The organism is Halomonas sp. NO4, from assembly GCF_010994375.1.
Lineage (GTDB): Bacteria > Pseudomonadota > Gammaproteobacteria > Pseudomonadales > Halomonadaceae > Halomonas.
On record NZ_WHMA01000001.1, the window covers coordinates 261,544 to 283,826 of the forward strand.

18 protein-coding genes are annotated in these 22,283 nt (G+C 67.2%); 6 read left to right on the top strand and 12 right to left on the bottom strand.

The annotated features are described in order from the left end of the window. Nucleotides 1-4: 4 nt before the first annotated feature. Genes FEF15_RS01305 through FEF15_RS01315 form a run of 3 tightly spaced genes read right to left on the bottom strand, consistent with a single transcriptional unit; the run spans nucleotide 5 to nucleotide 1,158 of the window. Entirely contained in the window at nucleotides 5-307 is a 303-nt protein-coding gene (locus tag FEF15_RS01305; RefSeq protein ID WP_163557272.1) for a type II toxin-antitoxin system RelE/ParE family toxin, read from the bottom strand. Continuing rightward, entirely contained in the window at nucleotides 292-480 is a 189-nt protein-coding gene (locus FEF15_RS01310) for a hypothetical protein (protein WP_163557273.1), read from the bottom strand. Before FEF15_RS01310 ends, FEF15_RS01305 begins: the two co-directional genes overlap by 16 nt. A gap of 42 nt (nucleotides 481-522) precedes the next feature. Beyond that, nucleotides 523-1,158, bottom strand: coding sequence for a TetR/AcrR family transcriptional regulator (locus FEF15_RS01315; RefSeq protein WP_240454034.1), 636 nt, complete (start codon nucleotides 1,156-1,158; stop codon nucleotides 523-525). A gap of 270 nt (nucleotides 1,159-1,428) precedes the next feature. On the opposite strand from FEF15_RS01315, the gene xdhA reads away from it, so the two are divergent. The 5 genes from xdhA (at nucleotide 1,429) to FEF15_RS01340 (ending at nucleotide 9,389) form a co-directional block, all read left to right on the top strand. After that, nucleotides 1,429-2,889, top strand: coding sequence for a xanthine dehydrogenase small subunit (gene xdhA / locus FEF15_RS01320; protein WP_163557275.1), 1,461 nt, complete (start codon nucleotides 1,429-1,431; stop codon nucleotides 2,887-2,889). Next, nucleotides 2,873-5,362 carry a xanthine dehydrogenase molybdopterin binding subunit gene (gene xdhB, locus FEF15_RS01325; RefSeq protein WP_163557276.1) on the top strand — a complete coding sequence of 830 codons (2,490 nt, stop codon included), beginning with the start codon at nucleotides 2,873-2,875 and terminating at the stop codon, nucleotides 5,360-5,362. The genes xdhA and xdhB overlap by 17 nt, the downstream gene beginning before the upstream one ends. After that, the gene (gene xdhC, locus FEF15_RS01330) at nucleotides 5,359-6,222 is read left to right on the top strand and encodes a xanthine dehydrogenase accessory protein XdhC (protein WP_163557277.1); all 864 of its coding nucleotides are present in this window, start codon (nucleotides 5,359-5,361) and stop codon (nucleotides 6,220-6,222) included. Before xdhB ends, xdhC begins: the two co-directional genes overlap by 4 nt. A 174-nt stretch (nucleotides 6,223-6,396) precedes the next feature. Continuing rightward, nucleotides 6,397-7,716: a guanine deaminase gene (gene guaD / locus FEF15_RS01335; RefSeq protein ID WP_163557278.1), complete on the top strand. Its 1,320-nt coding sequence runs from the start codon at nucleotides 6,397-6,399 to the stop codon at nucleotides 7,714-7,716. 305 nt (nucleotides 7,717-8,021) lie between these two features. Next, complete coding sequence (locus tag FEF15_RS01340) at nucleotides 8,022-9,389, top strand: NCS2 family permease (RefSeq protein WP_163557279.1); 1,368 nt, start codon at nucleotides 8,022-8,024, stop codon at nucleotides 9,387-9,389. Between the two features lie 50 nt (nucleotides 9,390-9,439). Here the strand turns inward: FEF15_RS01340 and FEF15_RS01345 are convergent, their stop codons facing one another. From FEF15_RS01345 to msrP, 3 genes are all read right to left on the bottom strand, one after another. Continuing rightward, the gene (locus FEF15_RS01345; protein WP_163557280.1) at nucleotides 9,440-11,128 is read right to left on the bottom strand and encodes a sensor domain-containing diguanylate cyclase; all 1,689 of its coding nucleotides are present in this window, start codon (nucleotides 11,126-11,128) and stop codon (nucleotides 9,440-9,442) included. Nucleotides 11,129-11,229: 101 nt separating this feature from the next. Continuing rightward, complete coding sequence (locus tag FEF15_RS01350; RefSeq protein WP_163557281.1) at nucleotides 11,230-11,829, bottom strand: protein-methionine-sulfoxide reductase heme-binding subunit MsrQ; 600 nt, start codon at nucleotides 11,827-11,829, stop codon at nucleotides 11,230-11,232. 34 nt (nucleotides 11,830-11,863) lie between these two features. Next, nucleotides 11,864-12,829 (bottom strand): protein-methionine-sulfoxide reductase catalytic subunit MsrP, encoded by a 966-nt coding sequence (msrP, locus tag FEF15_RS01355; protein ID WP_163557282.1) that lies wholly within the window; start codon nucleotides 12,827-12,829, stop codon nucleotides 11,864-11,866. 214 nt (nucleotides 12,830-13,043) lie between these two features. Here msrP and FEF15_RS01360 point away from each other — a divergent pair, with 214 nt between their 5' ends. Further along, on the top strand, nucleotides 13,044-14,048 hold the full coding sequence (locus FEF15_RS01360) for a cytochrome c peroxidase (RefSeq protein ID WP_163557283.1): 1,005 nt from the start codon (nucleotides 13,044-13,046) through the stop codon (nucleotides 14,046-14,048). A 74-nt stretch (nucleotides 14,049-14,122) separates the two neighbouring features. Here the strand turns inward: FEF15_RS01360 and FEF15_RS01365 are convergent, their stop codons facing one another. From FEF15_RS01365 to FEF15_RS01390, 6 genes are all read right to left on the bottom strand, one after another. Then, the gene (locus FEF15_RS01365) at nucleotides 14,123-15,118 is read right to left on the bottom strand and encodes an adenosine deaminase (protein ID WP_163557284.1); all 996 of its coding nucleotides are present in this window, start codon (nucleotides 15,116-15,118) and stop codon (nucleotides 14,123-14,125) included. A 28-nt stretch (nucleotides 15,119-15,146) separates the two neighbouring features. After that, nucleotides 15,147-16,889, bottom strand: a complete 1,743-nt coding sequence (gene cydC, locus FEF15_RS01370) for a thiol reductant ABC exporter subunit CydC (RefSeq protein WP_163557285.1) — start codon at nucleotides 16,887-16,889, stop codon at nucleotides 15,147-15,149. After that, nucleotides 16,882-18,561, bottom strand: coding sequence for a thiol reductant ABC exporter subunit CydD (gene cydD / locus FEF15_RS01375; protein WP_163557286.1), 1,680 nt, complete (start codon nucleotides 18,559-18,561; stop codon nucleotides 16,882-16,884). Before cydD ends, cydC begins: the two co-directional genes overlap by 8 nt. 3 nt (nucleotides 18,562-18,564) lie before the next feature. After that, the gene (cydB, locus tag FEF15_RS01380) at nucleotides 18,565-19,566 is read right to left on the bottom strand and encodes a cytochrome d ubiquinol oxidase subunit II (RefSeq protein ID WP_163557287.1); all 1,002 of its coding nucleotides are present in this window, start codon (nucleotides 19,564-19,566) and stop codon (nucleotides 18,565-18,567) included. A 3-nt stretch (nucleotides 19,567-19,569) separates the two neighbouring features. Continuing rightward, nucleotides 19,570-20,982, bottom strand: a complete 1,413-nt coding sequence (locus tag FEF15_RS01385; protein ID WP_163557288.1) for a cytochrome ubiquinol oxidase subunit I — start codon at nucleotides 20,980-20,982, stop codon at nucleotides 19,570-19,572. Between the two features lie 134 nt (nucleotides 20,983-21,116). Beyond that, the gene (locus FEF15_RS01390; protein WP_163557289.1) at nucleotides 21,117-22,100 is read right to left on the bottom strand and encodes a calcium/sodium antiporter; all 984 of its coding nucleotides are present in this window, start codon (nucleotides 22,098-22,100) and stop codon (nucleotides 21,117-21,119) included. Between the last annotated feature and the right edge of the window lie 183 nt (nucleotides 22,101-22,283).

Consider the following 22,283-nt stretch of genomic DNA (forward strand, 5'->3'; position numbering starts at 1 on the left):
CACGTCAGTCGAAGCGACCGGTATTTTCCAGCAGGCGCTTACCGTGGATGACGGCAAGGACCAGGATACGCTCAGGATCGACCCGATAGATCAGGCGATAGCTGTAGACGAAGCATTCGCGCAAAAAAACCACGCCGAGTTCGGGCACGACGCGCCCCATTTCCGGCAGGTCGGGCAAGCCACGAGCCGTGTCGACAAGCTTCGAAACCACCGCCGAGGCATAAAACGGAGAGTCTCGCTCAATGTATTCCGCGATGAGCTCCAGGTCTTCCAACGCCTCGGGTGACCACTCTACCTGTCGAGCCACTTGGCAAGCTTCCTTTCCACCTGTGTCTGGCTCAAAGTCCCTTCTGTCTCGGCTCGCCGACTTCCCCGCTGGACCTTCTCGGCCACATAGAGGTGATACTGGATGTCCTCCAGAGAACAATCTTCCGGCAACCAATCCAGCATCTGGCGGACATCCTGCTTGGCGGTACTCATTGCCTATCACCTCTCAGCTCGGACAGGACCATTACTACTCTATCATGCCTCAGCCTCGCGCGACCGGACCCCGCAGCCCTTGAGGATCACCCGGGTCAGAAAGGTGGTGATCTCCTCGACGTCGGCATCGCTGAGTTCATCCTTGCCGGTTATGCCGAGCACCTGGGCTTCGAAGTCGGCGTAATGTTGGGTAGCCGACCAGATCAAAAAGATCAACCAGACGGGATCGACGGGGTCCATCAGACCGCGCTCGGCCCACTGCTCGAAGATGCGCGCCCGCGCCTGCACCCAGTCGCGCAGTTCGCCACTCAGGTAATCCTGCAGAAAAGGGGCGCCACCGAGGATCTCCGCCGCGAACAGCCGCGACCCCTCCGGATGTCGACGCGAGAGCTGCATCTTGCTGCGGATGAAGGCCTCCAGCACGTCGGCCGGGTCGTCCTCCACCGAGATGTCGTCGAGCAGGGCGTTCCAGCGCGCCATCATGCGCTCGAGCAACCGGACGTAGAGCCCCCGCTTGCTGCCCATGTAGTAGAGGACGTTGGACTTGGGCAGCCCCGCCGCCTCGGCAATGGCCTGCACGCTGGCCCCGCGATAGCCGTGACGGGCGAAGACCCGCTCGGCAGCGGCAAGAATCTCGCGCTCGTTGCGTTCACGAGTGGCGCCGTTGCTCGCGGCCATCGTCCGCGGCCAACTCACGCTGTCTGCTTCTGGCAGCTCCGACATCGACATACCCCGCCTGCTTGGAAGGCAAGAGAGTGCCTGAGCGACGGCCTTCCTGCAAACGTCGCCTCGCGGCCGTTGCCCTGCCACCATCCTGCCCTTGCAAAGTGCGGCAATCTGACCCATGCTGAAAACATCCTGACCGTTCGGTCAACAAATCACGACCGCCAGACCCTGACCCCGTCGACCCGTGACGATCCACGACAAGCCTGACAAGAAGAGACGCTGATGATCGACTTCCTGCTCAACGGGCAGCCTCGCCATTGCGAGGTCACTCCCGATACCAGCGTGCTGGAGCTGCTGCGCGAGACACTCGGCCAGACCGGCACTAAGGAGGGCTGCGCTTCCGGCGACTGCGGTGCCTGCACCGTCGCCATCGGCGAGACCGATGCCGATGGCCGCCTTCACTACCACAGCGCCAATGCCTGCATCACCCCGGCCCATCAGCTGCACGGTCGCCACCTGGTGACCGTGGAGGGGCTGGCCGATCGCGACACCCTGCATCCCGCCCAGGCGGCCATGGTCGCCTGTCACGGCAGCCAGTGCGGCTTCTGCACGCCAGGCATCGTGATGTCGCTGTTCACGTTGCACGAGGCACAGCGCGGCGATGAACGCCAGTTGCCGACTCCGCTCACTCCGCAGCGGCTCGAAGCGGCGCTCGGCGGCAACCTGTGCCGCTGTACCGGCTATCGGCCAATCCGCGACGCCGCCCTGACCATGAGCGAACATCCCGACGTCCAGCACCAGTGGCTGGACGCCGCAGCACCCAAGCCGACCGCTCCGGCCCCCGATGCCCCCTTTGCCCAGCCCAAGACCCTCGCCGAACTGGTCGAACTGCGGCGCCGCCACCCCGAGGCGCGTCTGGTGGCCGGTGCCACCGACCTCTGGCTCGAGGTCACCCAGCGCCTCGAGCGTTTCGAACGACTGATCGACGTGACGCGCGTCACCGAGCTCAACCGTATCGAGGTGACCACCCTGGATGACGGCCGCGAGGGCTGGTGGATCGGCGGCGCCGTCACCTACTCGCGCCTGGAGCCCTGGCTCGAAGCCCAGTACGAACCCTTCGCCCACCTGCTGCACCGGCTGGGTTCCGCGCAGATCCGCAACCGCGGCACCCTGGGCGGCAACATCGCCAACGCCTCGCCCATCGGCGACACCCCGCCGGTGCTGCTGGCGCTCGGCGCGCGCCTGTGGCTGACGGGCCCCGACGGCGAACGCGAACTGCCCCTCGACGACTTTTTCGTTGACTACAAGCAGACCGCGCTGCGCAAGGGCGAAACCATTCGCGCCGTCTTCCTGCCGCGCCCCGACACGGAGCGGACCCTCAAGGTGTGGAAGCTGTCAAAGCGGCGAGAAGACGACATCTCCGCGGTGCTCGGCGCTTTTGCCTGGACACTCGACGACGGCGTGCTGCGCGACGTGCGCCTGGCCTTCGGCGGCATGGCGGCGATTCCCAAACGTGCCCACGCCGCCGAGGCCGCCCTGGAAGGCCAGCCCCCGACGCCGGCCGCTTTCCAGGCCGCCCGCCTCGCCCTGGGCGACGACTACCAGCCGATGTCCGACGTTCGCGGCAGCGCCCACTATCGGCAGCTGTCGGCCGCCAACCTGCTCGAACGCCTGCGCCTGGTCATGGCACAGGAGACGACCGACTCGCCCCGGGAGGTGATGCTCCATGCGTACGCTCACTAAGCTGGACGCTCCGTCCAGGGAGACGACCGACCTCGATGACGCCACGACACGGGTCCGAGAAGAGCAGCGGGGCCGCATCAAGGGCGACGGTCCGCTGGCCCGGGACGCGCAGCCGCACACTGCCGTCTCACACCAGCATGCCCAGGCGCACGAGAGCGCGGTCAAGCACGTGACGGGGCGCGCCGCCTACATCGACGACCTCAAGGCCCCGGCGGACTGCCTCCACCTGGCGCTGGGGCTGTCGCCGGTGGCCCACGGCCGCCTGACCCGGCTGGACCTGGACAAGGTCCGTGCCATACCCGGCGTGGTCGACGTGGTCGGCTTCCATGACGTGCCGGGCCACACCGACATCGGCCCGGTGTTCCCCGGCGACCCGATCTTCGTCGACGAGGCGATCAGCTACGCCGGCCAAGTGCTGTTCGCCGTGGCCGCCGAGAGCCATCGCGCCGCCCGCGAGGCGGTCCAGGCCGCCGTCGTGGAAATCGACGAGCAACCGGCGAGCCTCGACCCCGTCGCGGCCGCCGAGCGCGGCGAGTTCGTGCGCCCCACCCATGTCCAGCAGAGCGGCGACTTGGAGCAGGCGCTGGCCGAGGCTGCCCATGTCATCGAAGCCGAGCAGTTCGTCGGCGGCCAGGAGCACTTCTACCTGGAAGGCCAGGCATGCCTGGTACAGCCCACCGAGGATGAGGGCGTCATCGTCCACACGTCGAACCAGCACCCCAGCGAGACTCAGAAGCTGGTCGCCGAGGTGCTGGGCATTCCCTTCCATGCGGTGACGGTGGAAGTGCGGCGCATGGGCGGCGGCTTCGGCGGCAAGGAGACCCAGGCCTCGCCCTGGGCGTGCATCGCCGCGCTGGTGGCCCGGCGCACCGGGCGCGCCACCCGCGTTCGCCTACCCCGCGCCGAGGACATGCGCGTCACCGGCAAGCGTCACCCCTTCCACAACCGCTACCGGCTGGGTATCGACGCGGCGGGCGTGATCCAGGGCGGGGAGATCACCGTGATCGGCGACTGCGGCTACTCACCGGACCTCTCCGAGGCCATCGTCGACCGCGCCATGTTCCACAGCGACAACGTCTACTCGCTGGGCGCGGCACGGGTCACCGGTCATCGAGCGCGCACCCACACCGCCTCCAACACCGCCTTCCGCGGCTTCGGCGGCCCCCAGGGCATGATGGTGATCGAGGCGGCGATGGACGAAATCGCCCGGCGCATCGGCGAAGACCCGCTGACGGTGCGCAAGCGCAACTTCTACCGCCCCGGCCGCCAGACCACCCACTACGGGCAGCAGGTGGATCAGATCGCCCTGCTCGAGGAACTCGTCGAGCAACTCGAGGCGAGCAGCGACTACTGGGCGCGGCGCCAGACGATCACCGCGTTCAACGCCGAGAGCCCCGTCATCAAGCGCGGCCTGGCGCTCACCCCGGTGAAGTTCGGCATCTCCTTCACCGCCAAACACCTCAACCAGGCCGGCGCCTTGCTGCACGTCTATACCGACGGCAGCGTACAGATCAACCACGGCGGCACCGAGATGGGTCAGGGCCTGCACACCAAGATCTGCCAGGTGGTGGCCCGCGAACTGGGGCTTGACCTCGCCACGGTGCGTATCACCGCCACGCGCACCGACAAGGTGCCCAACACCTCCCCCACCGCCGCCTCGAGCGGCGCCGACTTGAACGGCCAGGCGGCCCGCGATGCCTGCGTCAGGCTCAAGCAGCGCCTGTTCGACTTCGCCCATGAGCACCTCTACACCGACCAGGGTCTGGATCGCGAGGACATGCGCCTGGAAGCCGGTCATCTGGTGGCGGGCCACGGCGAGAGCGAGCGGCGCATCCCCTGGGGCGAACTGGTGCAGGCCGCCTACCTCAATCGAATCTCGCTCTCCGAGAAGGGCTTCTACGCCACGCCGCTGATCCACTACGACCGCGCCACCGGCCAGGGCCGCCCCTTCTACTACTACGCCTTCGGCGCCGCCGTGGCGGAGGTCTCCGTCGACACCCTGACCGGCGAGTACCAGGTCGATCGGGTCGATATCCTGCACGACGTGGGCGACTCCCTGAACCCGGCCATCGACCTGGGCCAGGTGGAAGGCGGCTTCATCCAAGGCATGGGATGGCTGACCAGTGAGGAGTTGAAGTGGAACGAGGCCGGGCGCCTGCTCTCCGACGGCCCGGCGACGTACAAGATCCCCACCTTCGGCGACCTGCCGCCGGTGTTCAACGTCCAACTGTTGGAAGGCCACCCCAACTCCATGGCCAGCATCTACCGTTCCAAGGCGGTGGGCGAACCGCCCTTCATGCTCGGTATGGCGGTTTGGTCGGCGCTGCGCGACGCCCTGGCGAGCCTGGCCGACTACCGCGAGGCGCCACGCCTCGACACCCCGGCCACGCCGGAGCGGGTGCTGCTGGCCGCCGAGGCACTGCGCGCGCGGCACAGCGATTGGCCGCCTGTCGGGAGGAGTGACACGCCATGACCGCCACCCGCCCCGAGAGCTGGCACGCCGCCCTGCATCGCCTGCAGGGCGAGGGACGCCCCCACGTGCTGGCCACTCAAGTGACCAGCGCCGGCTCCACGCCCCGCGAGCCCGGGGCGCGCATGGTGATTACCGAAGACGCCGTCTACGATACTTTGGGCGGCGGCACCTTCGAGTGGCAGACCATCGAAGCCGCCCGCCAGCGCCTGACCGACGGTCAAGCGGGCATGAGCCTGGAGGCCTTCTCGCTGGGTGGGCGCAGCGGCCAGTGCTGCGGCGGCTTCGTCAACGTGCTGCTGGAAGTCTTCCCCGGCAGTCACGCGACCCTGGCCCTGTTCGGCGCCGGCCACGTGGGGCGCGAGATCGTGCGCCTTGCCGAGCCGCTACCGTGGCGTGTGCTGTGGCACGACAGCCGTGAGGGCGCCTTTCCCGACTGGGCCGCCAACCAGCCGCGGCTCGAGTGCCACCCTGCGCCGGACTCGCAGAACGCCGTGGCCGCCCTGCCGGCTGGCAGCCACGCCCTGGTGCTGACCCACGACCACGGCGAGGATCGCACCCTGATCGATGCCCTGCTCGCCCGCGGCGACATGGCCTCGATCGGGCTGATCGGCTCCAAGAGCAAGTGGGCGAGCTTCCGCTCGCGGCTGGCGGATGCAGGCCACGACGCGACCGCCCTGGCAACGGTGCGCTGCCCCATCGGCACAGCCGCCGGGGGCACTGGCGGCGACAAGACCCCCTACGCCATCGCGCTGGCCGCCGTCGCCGAGCTGCTGCCGCTGGTGGGCCAGGAGGAACGCGCCGACCAGCGCGGTCTGGATCCGGCTGACTTGCGCCCGCTGTTCAAGCCACATGCCATCTGACGACTAGCCTGGATTTCGACATCGATAGCATCGGACGCCGGGGGCAGGCCGAAGGGGAGGTCATTCTTCAGGGATGAAGAATGTAGCGCCCAGGGACGGGTTTACAGCGCCTCCTTGCAGGCCTGCCGCCGGATCAGCTCCGACAACCGCTGACACGGAAGAGCTCCTGACCTCATGACGACCAACGATACGCGCGTGCTGCGCGCCGAACTGCTGAGCTTCGAAGACGACCCCGGCGAGGGCGATACCCCGGCCGAGGGCAGCGTTCGCCACTTTGAGGACGGTGTCCTCTGGATCGAGAACGGCCGCATCCGCGCCATGGACGACTACACTCGCCTGGCCCCCGAACTCCCCGAGGGCGTCGAGATCCTCGACCATCGAGACAAGCTGGTCATGCCCGGCTTTATCGACAGCCACGTGCACTACGTGCAGTTGGAGATCATGGCCTCCTACGGCCGCCAGCTGCTCGACTGGTTGAACGAGTACACCTTCCCCGAGGAGTGCCGCTTCGCCGAGCGCGAGCACGCCGAAGCGCTCGCCGACGCCTTTCTCGACGAGATGCTGCGCGTCGGCACCACCACCGCCCAGGTATTCTGTTCCAGCCACCCGGTCTCGGTGGACGCCTTCTTCACCGCCAGCCAGCGCCGCGGCCTGTGCATGATCGCCGGCAAGGTGCTCATGGACCGCCACGCGCCCGAGGCCCTCACCGACGACACCCTGGGCGGCATCCGCGACAGCGAACGGCTGATTGCCGACTGGCACGGCCGGGAACGCCTCGGCTACAGCGTGACGCCGCGCTTCGCCCCCACTTCGACGCGCGAGCAGCTCGACGCCGCCGGGGGGCTCCTGCGCAATGACCCGAGCCTGTGGCTGCAGACCCACCTGGCCGAGAACACCGGCGAGCTGGACTGGGTGGCCGAGCTCTTTCCCGGCAGCCGCGACTACCTCGCGGTCTACGAGCAGTCCGGCCTGGTGGGGCCGCGCAGCACCTTCGCCCACGGCATCCATCTCGACCAGGCGATGCGCGGCCGACTCGCCGATCGCGGCGCCAACCTCGCCTTCTGCCCCAGCTCCAACCTCTTCCTCGGCAGCGGGCTCTTCGATCGCCTGGCCGCCCGCGAGGCCGGCCTCAACGTCACCTACGCCAGCGACGTGGGCGGCGGCACCGACCTCTCGGGGCTGGCTACCCTCAAGACGGCCTACCAGGTCGGCCAGTTGCGCGACCAGCCACTCACTGCCTGGCAGGGCTTCTACGGGCTGACTCTGGGCAATGCCCGGGCGCTCTCACTCGACGAGCGCATCGGGCGCCTCGCCCCGGGGATGGAGGCCGACTTCGTGGTCCTCGACCCGCATGCGACACCCCTGCTCGCGCGACGCACCTCGCGCTGCCGGACGCTTGGCGAGACCCTTTTTGCCCTGATGATGCTGGGTGACGACCGCACGGTTGCCGAAACTTGGGCCGGTGGCCGTTGCCAGCACCGCCGCGACGGCTGAGGAAGTTTCGTATACAGGAAGTTCTTCAACGGTAGCTGATACCCACCGAGTCGCCGCTCTTTGGCAAGCGGCGACTCGGCTTTCTGTGCCTAGAGTGCGGTTAACCCACTCTAAATCCACACAGAATGGAACAATCGTCAAGAACCCTTCTGTATCCCTGGCGTTGAAGTCGCGTATACCCCATTGGTCGCAACACACCTGTCCAAACGGTCAATACCCAGCTAGGCTGTGGCCAAGCCTTCTGACCATTCGGTCAACGCAAGGCGCGCACGGCACTCCCACTCCAACAACAAGGGATCCCCGCTATGGAACCGACCTCAACTCCCTTTGCCGATCAGGGCGCGGCCTCCCGCCCCACCGACACCCACTGGCTGGATCGCTACTTCGGTGTGACCCGACGCGGCTCATCCCTGCGCACGGAGGTTCTGGCGGGCATCGCCACCTTCTTGGCCTCGATGTATATCATCGTGGTCAACCCGGCGATCCTCTCCGATGCCGGCATCCCCTTCTCGGCGGCGCTCTCCGCTACCGTGCTGATCAGCTTCATGAGCAGCCTGGCCATGGGCCTCTATGCACGCAACCCGATCCTGGTGGCACCGGGCATGGGCATGAACGCGCTCTTCACCTACACGCTGGTGCTTGGCGCGGGGCTCTCCTGGGAGGTGGCGCTGGGCTGCGTCTTCTGGTCCGGCGTGATGTTCGCTCTGCTCGCCGTATTCAACGTGCGCAAGGCGATCATCGAGGCGATTCCCGACTCCCTGCGCTACGCGATCACCTGCGGGATCGGCCTCTTCATCACCTTCATCGGCTTCAAGAATGCCGGCTTCATCGTCGGCAGCGACGCCACCCTGGTCACGCTCGGCAGCTTCGAGCCTTCACTGATCACCTTCTTCATCGGCATGATGGCCACCGCCATCATGGTGATCATGCGCTTCAACGGGGCGCTGATCCTGGGCATCGCGCTGACAACGCTGCTGGCGACGCCCATGGGTCGGCTGTGGGGCGGTGACGTCGTGGTGGAGTGGAGCGGCCTTGCCGCCTGGCCCGACTTCAGCGCGGTGATGCAGGTGGATATCTGGGGCGCGCTGAAGGTGGCCTACCTGCCGTTCATCTTCGTCATGCTGTTCACCAACTTCTTCGATGCGCTCTCCTGCTTCATGGCACTCTCGGAGTCGGCCGACCTCAAGGACAAGGATGGCAACCCGCGCAACCTCAAGCGCTCCATGACCGTGGACGCCTTCGCCTCGATGATCGCCGCGCCGCTCGGCACCAGCGCGGCGCAGACCTTCATCGAGTCCGGCGCCGGCGTGGCCCAGGGCGGACGCACCGGCCTGGTGGCGGTGACCATCGCCCTGCTGTTCCTGCCGTTTCTGTTCCTGTCGCCGCTGCTGTCGCTGGTGCCCGGCATCGCCACGGCGCCGGCCCTGGTGCTGGTGGGGCTGTTCATGATGGCGCCCATCGGCAAGATCGACTGGTCACGCTTCGAGCAGGCCTTCCCGGCCTTCCTGGCCATCATCCTGATGCCGCTGACCTACTCGATCACGCTGGGCATTGCCTTCGGCTTTCTGAGCTTCGTGATGATCCAGCTGTGCACCGGGCGGCTGGCGGCCATCAAACCGGCGATGTGGGTCTCGGCGGCGCTCAGCGTGGTGCTGTTGGTGACGACCCAGTAGCCCCACGCTTCAAAGTACGGCTAAAAGAGTACGGATCAAAAGAGTACGGCTCAAACGACCACATGGGCAGCATTGCGCCCCTCGTCCTTGGCCCGATAGAGCGCCTCGTCGGCACGCTTCAACAGCCCCTCGAGGCGCTCGCCGGGTTCGCCCAGGCAGGCACCGATGCTGATGGTGATCGGGCTGCCGTCTCCCACTGAGGCGGCGACATCCCGGCGCAGGCGCTCGGCGATGCGATCCAGCACGGTCGCATCGCAAGGCGAGAGCAGCACAAGGAACTCGTCACCGCCCCAGCGGGAAGCCTTGTCGTAGGGGCGCAGGCCGGCACGCAGCACGTCCGCCACGGCCTTGAGGGCATGGTCACCGGCGGCATGGCCCCGAGTGTCGTTGACCTGCTTGAAATGGTCGAGATCGAGCCACAGCAGGCCGAACACGGAGGCCTCGCGCTGGGCGCGCTCGAGTTCCTCCTCCAATAGCGCCTGCATGCCGCGACGGTTCATCAGTCCAGTGAGCGGATCGCGGATCGCCACCCGCTCGAGCTCCTCGGTGCGCTCGCGCACCCGCTGCTCCAGCTCCTCGGTATGGCTGCCAATCGCCTTGGCCATGGCCTGGAAGTGTTGCATGAGGCGCGCCATCTCCCCGCGGGCCCGCGGCAGCGGCGTGACGGTGAAATCTCCCTCCCGCACCCGGGTCATGGCACGCTCCAGCGCCGCCATCGGCGCCAGCAACTGGCGACGCAGGGCCAGGTGAAAAACCAGCAGCGTGACCAGCAAGGTCAGCACGAAGACCACCGCCACCGGCGTGAAGCTCGACAACGGCATCAGCGTTCCCAGGTCGAGCAGCGTCACCTCGAACCAGCCGATGCTGGGCAAATAGGCCACACCGGCCAGCTGCCGCTCGCCTTCCACGGTAACGAAGGCAGTACGTACCTTGGGGCCTTGATCCGGCGTGTCGCGCAACTCGCGCATCAGGGCGTCGAGTGCGGCGGCATCCTCCGGCAGGTCGATGAGCAGGTCGAGGGTACGCTTCTGGCCCTCGGGCTTGACGAAGCTGGCGTAATCGATGAGGCGGCGGTCGCGATAGAGCTGGATGGCGCCGCTGTAGTCCACGAACATCGTGGTGATGCCCGGCTGCTCGATGTCGACGATCTCCGCGAGAAAGCCCTCGAGTTCCATGCCGGTGCCTACCACCCCGAGGATCTCGCCGCTGTCGTCGCGCATCAGCACGTCGATCCACAGCTTGGTGACGCCGAGCTCCACGTCGGGATTGACGTTGAGATGAAAGTCGCGCCCCTCCTCGATCAGCCGGTAGAACCAGGCATCGGCCGGCCTCCCCTCGCGCAGGTGATAGCGAAAGGGATCCTCGGCATAGTCGTTGGCCGCATTGTTGTGGTAGTAGGCGCCGTTCGCTTCTAGGGCGACGAAATAGCTGCGATCGCGGAAGTTGCGCCGAAAGCTCTCCATCTCGGCATAGGCCTGGGCACGTCGCTGCGGGTTGTCCGGCTCCTTGGCCCAGCGCTGCAGCACCCGCGAGTCGGCCATCTGCTGCGCCAGGGCGATTTCGCGTTCCAGCGGCTGTAGCAGCCGCCCGCTGTCGTACTGGACCTGAATGGCCGCCACACGCTCGCCCCACTGCGCGATGATCGCCTCGGTGACACGGTGGAAGACATTCCAGGCAGCCGCCGAGGCCAGGATCACCAGGCCGGCGGCCAGCAGCAGGAAACGGGTCTTGAGGCTCAAGGGGCAACCCTCCCTGGTCGGCTGCGCTACGTCACATCGTGTAACGCATTAAACCGCAACAGGCCGAGGATTACATCCATGAGGACTCGGACAGCGCCGTCTCACCGGCGGTGGACGATGGCGTCCCCCACGCGAAAGACGACGAGGAACAGCAGCACGCCCAGAAAGAGGCTGGCCATGCGGTAGTCGGCGCGGGTCAGGATCCACAGGTGGGTGACACCCAGCGCTGCCGACACGTAGACCAGGCGGTGCAGCCAGTGCCAGGCGCGCTCGCCCATGGCCTGGCGAACCCGTTTGAAGGAGGTGACAGCAAGGGGGACCAGCAACACCAGCCCCGCCGCGCCATAGCGAACATACGGCAAGTCGACCATTTCCTTGGCGATCCACGGCCAGTCCCAGTACTGGTCCAGCCCCATCCAGCTGAGCATGTGGGCAAGCAACCAGAAGAAGGCCCACAGGCCGATCTGACGGCGCGCGATCATGAAACCCACCCAACCGGTGAGGCGAAAGGCCGGCCCGAAGGCGATGGTCGTAAGCAGCAGGATGAGCCCCGTACGGCCGGTGAAATGCACCACCGCCTCGCTGGGCACTGCCCCCAGATCGCCGTAGAACCACTGCCAGGTAATATAGAGAGCCGGCGTGGCACAGGCCACCAGCACCAGCAGGCGAAAGGCGGTAATCCGGGTTCGCGCGCTGAGCATCCCTTCTCCTTGCGTCAGGCGGTGCAACACCGCGTCAGTAATGGCGATTCAGGTCCATGCCGGCGTAGAGCTCGGCCACCTCGTCACCGTAGCCGTTGAACATCAGCGTCTCGCGGTAGCCCCGCTCACCGATGCGTCGCTCCCGCGCCTGGGACCAGCGGGGATGGTCGACCTCGGGGTTGACATTGGCGTAAAACCCGTACTCCTCGGGATTCTGCGCCACCCAGGAGGGGGTGGGACGCTCTTCCGTCAAGGCGATGCGCACCACCGACTTGATGCTCTTGAAGCCGTACTTCCAGGGCACCACCAGCCGAATCGGGGCACCGTTCTGGTTGGGCATCATCTCGCCGTACATGCCCACGGCGAGAAGCGTCAGCGGGTGCATCGCCTCGTCCATCCGCAACGCCTCGCGATAGGGCCAGTCAAGGATCGAGCGACGCTGCCCGCGCAGGTTGTCCGGATCGAGGATCGACTCGAAAAGCACGTACTTGGCCCGCGAGGTCGGGTCATGGCGCTGGAGCAGATCGCGCAGCGGGAAGCCGATCCAGGGAATCACCATGGACCAGGCTTCCACGCAGCGCAGACGGTAGATGCGCTCTTCCAGTGCCTCCCGTGACAGCACATCCTCCAGCGCCAGGGTGCCGGGCTTTTCCACCTCGCCTTCGATAGTCAGCGACCAGGGGTCGGTAACGAGCTTGTGGGCGAACACCTCGGGGTCGCTCTTGCGCGTGCCGAGCTCGTAGAAGTTGTTGTAGGTGGTGACATCCTCGTAGTCGGTCAGCGCTTCGCCGCCGGCCATCCGACGGGTGGGCAGCTCTCCGTCCAGCTCGCTCTTGAGCGCTTCCTGCCAGGCTGATGCCCCCTGCGGCCACAGCAATCCCGGCGCGGCCGCCGCTGCCCCCAGGGCGACGCCTCGGCGCAAGAAGCGACGGCGTGCCTCGAACAGCGCCTTGGGGGTCACTTCGGATGCGGGCAGGGCCGGATAGCGATAACGGGCCATGAAACCTCCTGAGAGCACCTCGAAGGCGCAGTGATGACATCCAGTACAAACATTGTCCAGAACCTTACCAACGGCGGCATGAAAAATTTGATCCAGGACAAGGAGGCGACTTATCCGAGTATTACGCTTGGTTGATAATGGTCAAGAGCGGCCAATAAGCTGAGAGCGGAACACGATGCAGAGCCGTGACCATCGTCCATCAGGGAGAAAAACCATGATCCATGCCGCCAAGCTGAAGCCGGCCCGCCTTGCCGCCGCTGTGGCACTCGGCAGTGCCCTCGCCGTTGCCGGTACCGCCACCGCCGACGACGGTCTGGGTGACTACCGCGACCGTTTCGAGCCGCTGCCCCATCTGCCGCCGATTCCCGCCGACAACTCGCTGACCCAGGAAAAGATCGAGCTCGGCAACATGCTGTTCTTCGAGCCGCGTATCTCCTCCAGCGGTGTGATCAGCTGCGCCACCTGCCACAACCCGGCACTGGGCTGGAGCGACCGTATCCCGCGCGCTACCGGCCACGACGGCCAGATCGGCGAGCGCAACACCCCGACGGTGCTCAATTCGGGCTTCCTCGGCTCCCAGTTCTGGGATGGTCGTGAACCCGACCTGGAAGGCCAGGCGTTGGGCCCCATCGAAGCCGACGTCGAAATGGCCATGGATCTCGAGCAGGCCCTGGAGCGGCTGGAAGGCTTCGAGCAGTACCAAACCAAGTTCGCCGAGGCCTACCCGGACGACGAGAATCCGATCAACGCCAATAACCTGGCCATGGCCATCGCCAGTTTCGAGCGCACGCTGAACACACCCGACTCACCGTTCGACCGCTACCTTCGCGGCGACCTGGAAGCCCTGACCCAGCAGCAGAAGGACGGCATGGTGGCCTTCGTGGACAACGGCTGTATCGCCTGCCATAGCGGCCCGGCGCTCACTGACAGCAATTTCCACGCCATCCAGGTGCCAGGCTCCACCGACGTGGGCCGCTACGACGTGACCGGCGAGGAGAGCGACCGCCACAAGTTCCGCACTCCGACATTGCGCAACGTGGCCGTCACCTACCCCTACATGAACAACGGCGCCACCGAAACCCTCGAGGAAGCCGTGAGCATCATGGGCCAGGAGATGCTGAATCGCGATCTCGAAGAGGAGACCGTCGCCGACATCACCGCCTTCCTGCACAGCCTCACCGGCGAGATGCCGGACTTCGAGGTGCCGGCCCTGCCGTAATCACGACACTTCCAGCGCAGGACGCCTCCCGCCCTCGGCAATGCCGGGGGCGTTTCGTCAGTGGGGTTCTGCCGTCAGCTGCACTCCGCCAGCCGGCGATGCAGAGACAGTCGTCGCGTCTCGTCCATGAAGGCCGCTTCGATGGCGATACCGGCCAGCTGAATGAAGGTCGACTTCGACCAGTCGAAGGCGCGCTGGCAGGCGCGGAAGTTGGCCAGCATGCCGCCGCCGAAATAGGCCGGATCGTCGGAGTTGAGGGTGAGCCGCAGGCCGGCGTCGAGCAGGCGCGGCAAGGGGTGCGCCTCGATGCGCTCGACCACCTTGAGCCGGACATTGGAGAGCGGGCAGACCGTGAGCACCACACCCTGATCACGCAGCCGCTCGACCAGCGCCGGGTCCTCGAGACAGCGTACGCCATGGTCGATGCGGCACACATCGAGCAGGTCCAGGGCCTCGCGGATGTACTCGGGGGGGCCCTCCTCGCCGGCATGCGCCACCCGCGGTATCCCCAGGCGGCGCGCGCGCTCGAAGACCGCCTGGAACTTGGCCGGCGGATGGTCGCGCTCAGCGCTGTCGAGACCAACGGCATCCAAGGTCTCCCAGTAGGGAGAGGCCTTTTCGAGCAGCTGCATCGCCTCCTCGGGGGAGCGGTCGCGCAGAAAAGCCATGATCAGCGCCGTGGAGAGCCCCAGCTCGCGCTCGGCCTGTCGGCGCGCCTGACCCAGGCCCTCCATGACCGTGGCGAGTTCGACGCCGCGCGCCAGGTGCGCCTGAGGGTCGAAGTGCATCTCCACATGCACCACCCCCTCGGCATGGGCACGCCGAAAATAGTCCATGGCCAGGTCATGGAAGTCCTCGGCGGTGCGCAGTACGCTCATGCCCTGGTAGTAGAGGTCGAGAAAGGATTGCAGGTCGGTGAAGTCATAGGCGGCACGCACCGCCTCAACCGAGGCATACGGCAGCGAAACCCCGTTGCGACGGGCCAGCGCGAACATCAGCTCCGGCTCCAGAGTCCCTTCGATGTGCAGGTGAAGCTCGGCCTTGGGCAGCCGCCTGAGAAAGTCATCCATTGCGCACCTCGTTTCGCGTTGTTGTTGCCTACCCCTCATCCTGACCGATCGTGCAACCTGGCGCAAAGTGCGTCAGCTGTCCCGCCACCAGATGTGCCCGATGGGTGACTCCGGGGGGCGAGGCGGGGCCGTCGTCGAGGCGATGGAGGAGATAGACCACCGTGCGCCCGGCCAGCCAGGTGTCCAGCCGCGGGACGAGCCGCTCGACGGTCGCCGTATCGAGGTCGGCAAAGGGTTCGTCGAGGAGCACCAGCCCCGGATCGCGCAGCCACAGCCGCGCCAGGGCCAGGCGCCGTGCCTGGCCGCCGGAAAGCGCCCGACCGCCCTCGCCCACCGGGGTCGCCATTCCATGCGGCAGGGACTCGCCCCATTCGCCCAGTCCCACCCAGTCGAGCGCCCGTCCAAGGCTGGCGTCATCCGCGCCAGGGTCGGCAATCCGCAGGTTCTCGGCGAGACTCCCCTGGAAGAGATCGACCCGCTGCCCCAGCAGCGCCACCTGCGTACGCAGCGCGCCCTCGTCGATCGCCGGCAAGGCCACTTCGTTAAAGTGGATGGTGCCCGCATCGGGCGCAAGCTGGCGTGACAGCAGCGCAGCAAGGCTGCTCTTGCCGGCGCCCGAAGCCCCCGTCACGGCCAGCCGCTCCCCCGCACCCAGGCTCAGCGACACCGCTTCCAGCGCCGGCTGTAATGCCCCCGGGTAGTGCAGGCACACCCCGCCCAGCGTCAGCGACGGGGCACCGCCGGGCAGCGGCTCAGTGCCGCCCGTGGCTGCGCCCTTTCCGGCTTCCGCCAGGCCATTGAGACGTTCGGCGGCGGCACGGGTCGCGCCCAGCTGGGTGAAGGCGCCGGGCAGCAGGGCCAGCGCCTCGCCAAGGGCGAGCACGGCAAGCGGCAGCATCACCATCACGGCCCCTGCGATTTCACCGCGTTGCCAGGCCGCCGCGGCCAGCCACAGGGTCGCCAGCATGGCCAGGCCGACCCCCAAACCCACCAGCGACGTGCCCAGGGCCGTGTATCGGGCGAGGCGACGCTGGTCCGCCTGCAGCCGGGCTTCGCAGGCGGCCAGGCGCTGACGATGGCGCCCGGTCACACCGTGTGCCTCGAGCTCGGCCAGACCCTGCAGGTGCTCGACGGCCAGGCTACGCAGCCGCTGGCGTTGCGCCACCCGGCCTCGGCTCGCCGCCAGGCCGAGCCTGGCCTGCCCGGCGGTCAGCCATAGCCAGGCCAGCAGCAGGCCAGCACCCAGGAGTCCCCCCGCGGCGGGCACCCACAACGCCACAAAGGCCGCCAGCAGGCCGATCAGCCCCAGGGCCACCAGCGGCGGCGCCAGCAGCCGCAGATAGAGACCATCCAGGGTGTCGATATCGGCGATCAGGCGGGTCAGCCAGTCGCTGGCCCGTTGCTGTGCCAGGGTGCGAGCATCCAGGCGCGACAGCACGGCAAACAGGCGGCCTCGCAGGTCGGCCAGCAGACGCAGCACGGTATCGTGGTTGTAGAGCCGCTCCAGGTAGCGCGCCACGGTACGGGTGATGGCGAAGGCGCGAATCCCGCCCCCGGGCAGGTGCACATCGAGACTCGCTGCCAGGCCAGCCGCCATGGCAAGGCCCGTCAAGGCGCTGGCGGTGATGAACCAGCCGGCGAGCGCCAGCAGACCGATGGCGGCGCCCAGCGTAAGCGCCAGCAGGCCAGCGCCGCCCCAGAGACGCCGCCGGTGCTCTCCCAGCAATCGCAGCCAGGGGCGCAACGCCTGCACACCCAGCGGATCACGCATCGCTCGCCTCCCCGGCGGGCGCGGCGACGAAGTGCCCCGCCTCGATGACCCGATGCCGCGTCGCCAGACGCATGAGGGCGGGATGGTGAGTGGCAATGACCAGACTAGGCCCGTCTACAGCCAGTGCCTGCAGGGCCGCCACCACTTTCGCTTCGCTTGCCTCGTCCAGGCTCGCCGTGGGCTCGTCGAGCAGCACCAGGTCGGCATCACTCAGGAAGAGGCGAGCCACCGCCAGTCGCTGTGCCTGGCCGCCGGAGAGCCCCACCCCTCGCTCGCCCAGCGGCGTCGCCAGCCCCTCCGGCAGGCCGGCCAGCATCTCGCCCAGCCCCACCCGCTCGAGCGCCACGACCAGCTGGGCATCGCTGGCAGAGGGGGCCGTCAGGCGGAGATTTTCCGCCAGACTGCCCTGCACGAGCCAGGGGCGCTGATCCAGCCAGGCCAGGCGCAGGCCGGGCAGCGCACGGCGCACCCCCGAGTCCGGGGCAACGAAGCCGGCCAGCAACTGCAGCAGTGATGACTTGCCGGCCCCCGAGGGGCCGGTGATCACCAGCGTCTCGCCTGGCGCCACCCGGATGTCCAGCGGGCCGAGTACCCGCCCCCTGCCCGGATGGTTCAGCGCCACACCGACCAGCTCGACCCGGGCATCGCCACGGGGCGCGGGCCCCTGTCGCTGATGCCGGGGGCGGGCGGGCTCGGCCAGCAGTGCCAGCATGCCCTGGGCTGCACCGATCGCCGCGGCACGATCGTGGTAGTGCTGGGCCAGGCTGCGCAGGGGCTGGAAGAACTCCGGCGCCAGCAGCAGCACCAGCAGCCCCGAAAAGAGGGTGAGCTCGGGCGAGGGGCCATAGTCGATGTAGCCAAGCAGGCCAAACCCCACATAGATGGCCACCACGGCAATCGCCACCGACGCGAAGAACTCCAGCACCGCCGAGGAGAGAAAGGCCAGGCGCAGCGGGCGCAGGCTGAGTCGCCGGTAGTGGTCGGCCGCGGTGTACACCTCCCGGGTTGCATCGGCGGTGCGACCGAACAGCTGCAGCGTGGTCATGCCGCGCACGCGATCCAGGAAGTGGCTCGACAGTCGGGTCACGGCAGCGAACTGCTCGCGGTTGACGCGCTCCGCCCCGGCACCGACCAGCGCCATGAAGAGGGGAATCAAGGGGGCCGCGAGCAGCAGGAAGGCCGCCGCCAGCCAGTCGAGCCACGCCACCACGGCCAGGATCGTCAGCGGGCCGGCGAGCGCCAGGTAGCAGTGCGGCAGGAACCGGGCGACGTAGCCGTCCAAGGCATCGACCTGCTCGACCAGTTGGCTCGCCACCCCGCCCGGGTGATGCGCTCCCGCCCGCACCGGACCGAGCGCCGCCAAATGGTCGAGCAACTCGGTCCGCACGCGACGACGGACACGCTCGCTCGCCTCTTGCCCGGCCATCTCCTGGCCCCACTGCGCCAGGGCACGCAGCGCCAGACAGCCCGCCACCGCGAGAAAGGCGCCACCAAGCGAGTCGAGCGCCGACCCTTCCACCAGCAGCTGACTGAGAATCCACGCCAAAAGGCCCAGTTGGGCAATGGTCAGCAGGCTGGCCAGCAGGCCCGAGAGCACGGCGAGCCGCAGCCAGCCCCGCTGGGCGGCCGCCTGGGCTGCCAGCCAGCGACGCGACTCACCGTCACCGGCCATGGCTCAGTGATAGCCCTCGTCGGCGCGGACCTTGCCGCGGAACACCCAGTAGGTCCAGGCCGTGTAGGCCAGCACGATGGGGATGACGAACAGCACCCCGATCAGCAGGAAGAGCTGCGATTCCGGCGCCGAAGCGGCATCCCAGATCGTGTGATCCGGCGGCACGATCACCGGCCACTTGCTGGCCACCAGCCCCAGGTAGGTGAAGACGAACAGCCCCAGGGTCGCCACGAAGGGCTGACCTTCCTGGCGGCGACGCACGGCACGCCACAGCCAGACTGCACAGGCCAGCGCCAGGGCCGGCAGGATCCAGATCAGCTGGAGGTGGTCGAACCAGCGGCTGCGCACCGCCGGGTCGATGAAGGGCGTCCACAGGCTGATCACCACGAAGATCGCCAGCACCGCCGCGAGCAGCCGTGGCGTGATGCGATAGGCCCACGCCTGGACGTGCCCCTCGCTCTTGAGGATCAGCCAGGTGGCTCCCAGCAGGGCATAGCCGATCATCAAGCCGATCCCCGTCACGACCGTGAAGGGCGTCAGCCAGTCCAGGGGCCCGCCCACGTAGGCGAAATCCTGCACGGCAAAACCCTGGATATAGGCCCCCACCACGGCGCCCTGGGCAAAGGCGGCCACGGCGGAGCCCCAGCAGAAGGCACGATTCCACCAGCGACGACTGCGCTGGGCCTTGAAGCGGAACTCGAAGGCGATACCGCGGAAGATCAGCCCCGCCAGCATCAGGAAGACGCCGATGTAGAGCGCCGGCAGGAACACCGAATAGACCAGCGGAAAGGCACCCAGCAGGCCGGCGCCGCCCAGCACCAGCCAGGTCTCGTTGCCGTCCCAGACCGGGGCCACCGAGTTCATCATCACATCGCGGGCGTGCTCGTCGGGGGCAAAGGGATAGAGGATGCCCAGGCCCAGGTCGAAGCCATCCATCAGCACGTACATGATCACGCCAAAGCCGATGATCAGCGCCCAGATCAGCGAGAGATCGAAGAGTTCCATGGCTCACTCCTTCCAGGTCGGCGCGGCATCGCGATCGAAGGGGGCATGGGCCGCCGAGAAGGGGCGCTTGGCATGCTCGACCTCCTCGGGATGGGGCTCAGATTCGGGCAGCATGCCCTGGCGCACCACACGGGTCAGGTAATAGAGGCCGGACCAGAAGACCACGGCATAGACCAGCACGTAGCCCACCAGGGTGAAGAGCGCCATGCCACCGGTGAGCGACGGAGTCAGCCCCTCGGCGTGGCTCATCAGGCCGTAGACCAGCCACGGCGCACGCCCCGTTTCGGTGACGATCCACCCCGCCAGCACCGCGATGAACGGCGTCACACTCATCACCCTCAGCAGTTGCAGGAAGCCGCGATGGGCGTAGACCCGACCGCCACGGCGCAGCCACAGCCCGGCCAGCGCGACGCCGATCATTAGAAAGCCGAGCCCCACCATCACGCGAAACGCCCAGAACACCAGCCAGACCGGCGGCTGCTCTTCGGGCGGTGCCTCGCCGATGCCGGGGACCACACCGTCGGCCTCATGGGTCAGGATCAGGCTCGCCAGGCTGGGAATGCCCACCTCGAAATGGTTGGTCTGCGCCGCCCGGTCGGGCCAGGCGAACAGCAGTAGCGGCACGTTGGCCTGGGTCTGCCAGTTGCCCTCCATGGCGGCCACTTTGGTGGGCTGGTGCTCCAGGGTATTGAGGCCGTGGAAATCGCCGATCACCGCCTGGGCGGGCGTCAGTACCAGCAGCAGCCACAGGCACATGGAGAGCGCGCGGCGATTGGCTGCCACATCGCGCCCGATCAGCAGGTACCAGGCGCTCACCCCGGCCACCACGAAGCCGCCGGTGAGAAAGGAGGCCATCACCATGTGGGCGAAACGCCAAGGAAAGGAGGGATTGAAAATCGCCTCGCCCCAGTCGGTCACGCGGAAGTGGCCATCGGCGAGTACTGTGCCGGCCGGGGTCTGCATCCAACTGTTGGCGGAGAGGATCCAGAACGATGAGACAAAGGTCCCCAGCGCCACCATGACCGCCGCGAAGAGGTGCACGCCCTGGGGCACCTTGCCACGACCGAACAGCAGCACCCCCAGAAACGCCGCCTCGAGGAAGAAGGCGGTCACCACCTCATAACTGAGCACCGGCCCCAGGAAATTGGCGGCTGCCTGGGAGAAATGACTCCAGTTGGTGCCGAACTGGAAGGACATGACGATGCCTGACACCACCCCCATGCCGAACACCACGGCGAAGACCTGGGTCCAGAACTGGGCCAGGCGGTCCCAGACGGGATTCTCGGTGCGGTAAAAGAGCCCGTGGAGCAGGGCGATGTAGGAGGCCAGCCCGATGGTGAACACCGGGAAGATGGCGTGAAAAGAGACCACGAATGCGAACTGCAGTCGTGACAGCAGGAGGGGGTCTAATTCCATGACGATTGCCTCTTGCCAAGCGGCGGTGAGTCAGCGTCGACGCGCCTTGCGCCCGCCCAGTCTAGGCCATGCGCAACAACCCGACACGGGGGATTCTCCATTTCCCCACGTGTCGGGTTGTCGCAGAGGGGGTGTCAAGAACCGGGCCCCGTCACCACCAGTCGGATCATGAACAGGGTGTAGGCAACGAACAGCGTCAGCAGCGCGACCCCCTCCAGGCGATTGATCCGCCCCGGGCGCCCTCGCCAGCCCATGGCGAACACCGCCATCAGGGCGGTCATGGCCGTCATCAGCGTCCAGTCGCGCAGCAACACCTCGCGCGCCACCTCGATGGGTGTGATAAGCGCGGCCACGCCCACTACGCCGAGGGTATTGAAGAGGTTGGAGCCCACCACGTTGCCCAGCACCAAATCGTGCTCGCGGCGCCGCAGCGCGCTGATCGACGAGGCCAGTTCCGGCAGTGACGTCCCCACAGCGACCACAGTGAGACCGATGATCAGGTCGCTGACCCCGAACCCCTCGGCGATAGCCACCGCGCCCCACACCAGCAGTCGCGAACTGGCGATCAGCAAGACCAGACCGACCAGCGTCCAGGTCAGGCTCGCCTTGAGCGACATGGGGTGCGACGCCAGACTCTCCTGCGTGTCATCAGCCAGGGGATCACGCTCGCCGCGCCGAGCCTGAAAGATGCTGAAGCCGATGAAGGCGGCCAGCAGCGCCAGCAGCAGCACCCCCTCAAGCCGCCCGATCAACCCGCCCCCCATAAGCAGTGCCGAGAGCAGTGTCACGGCTCCCAGTACCGGCAACTCGCGACGAACAACGCTGGAATGCACTGCCAGCGGCGACAGCAAGGCCACCAGCCCCAAGATCAGGCCGATATTGGCGATATTGGAACCGTAGGCGTTGCCCAGGGCCAGGCCAGGATTGCCCTGCCCCGCGGCCAGGGCCGAGACCGTCAGCTCGGGGGCGGAGGTGCCGAAGCCGATTACCAGCATGCCGATCAACAGCGGCGAGAGCCCCAGGCGCTGCGAGGTTGCTGCCGCACCGTCCACAAAGCGTTCGGCACTCCATACCAGCAGTATCAGGCCTGCGGCGACCGCCATGGCGGGAAGGATCATGTCATCTCCTTGTTCACATTCGCTCGCGAATGTTTGTCTATGGTACGTCCCGCGTCAACGTGTCACACTTTCCCAACCGGCCGCGCTCGGACCGGCAGACGCGGGTTCGCGCCTTTCGTTCACCATCAGGTCGTCATTGTCGGTGCCCAGGCTACCTCACCCCCTCACCTCATTGCCGCCCAG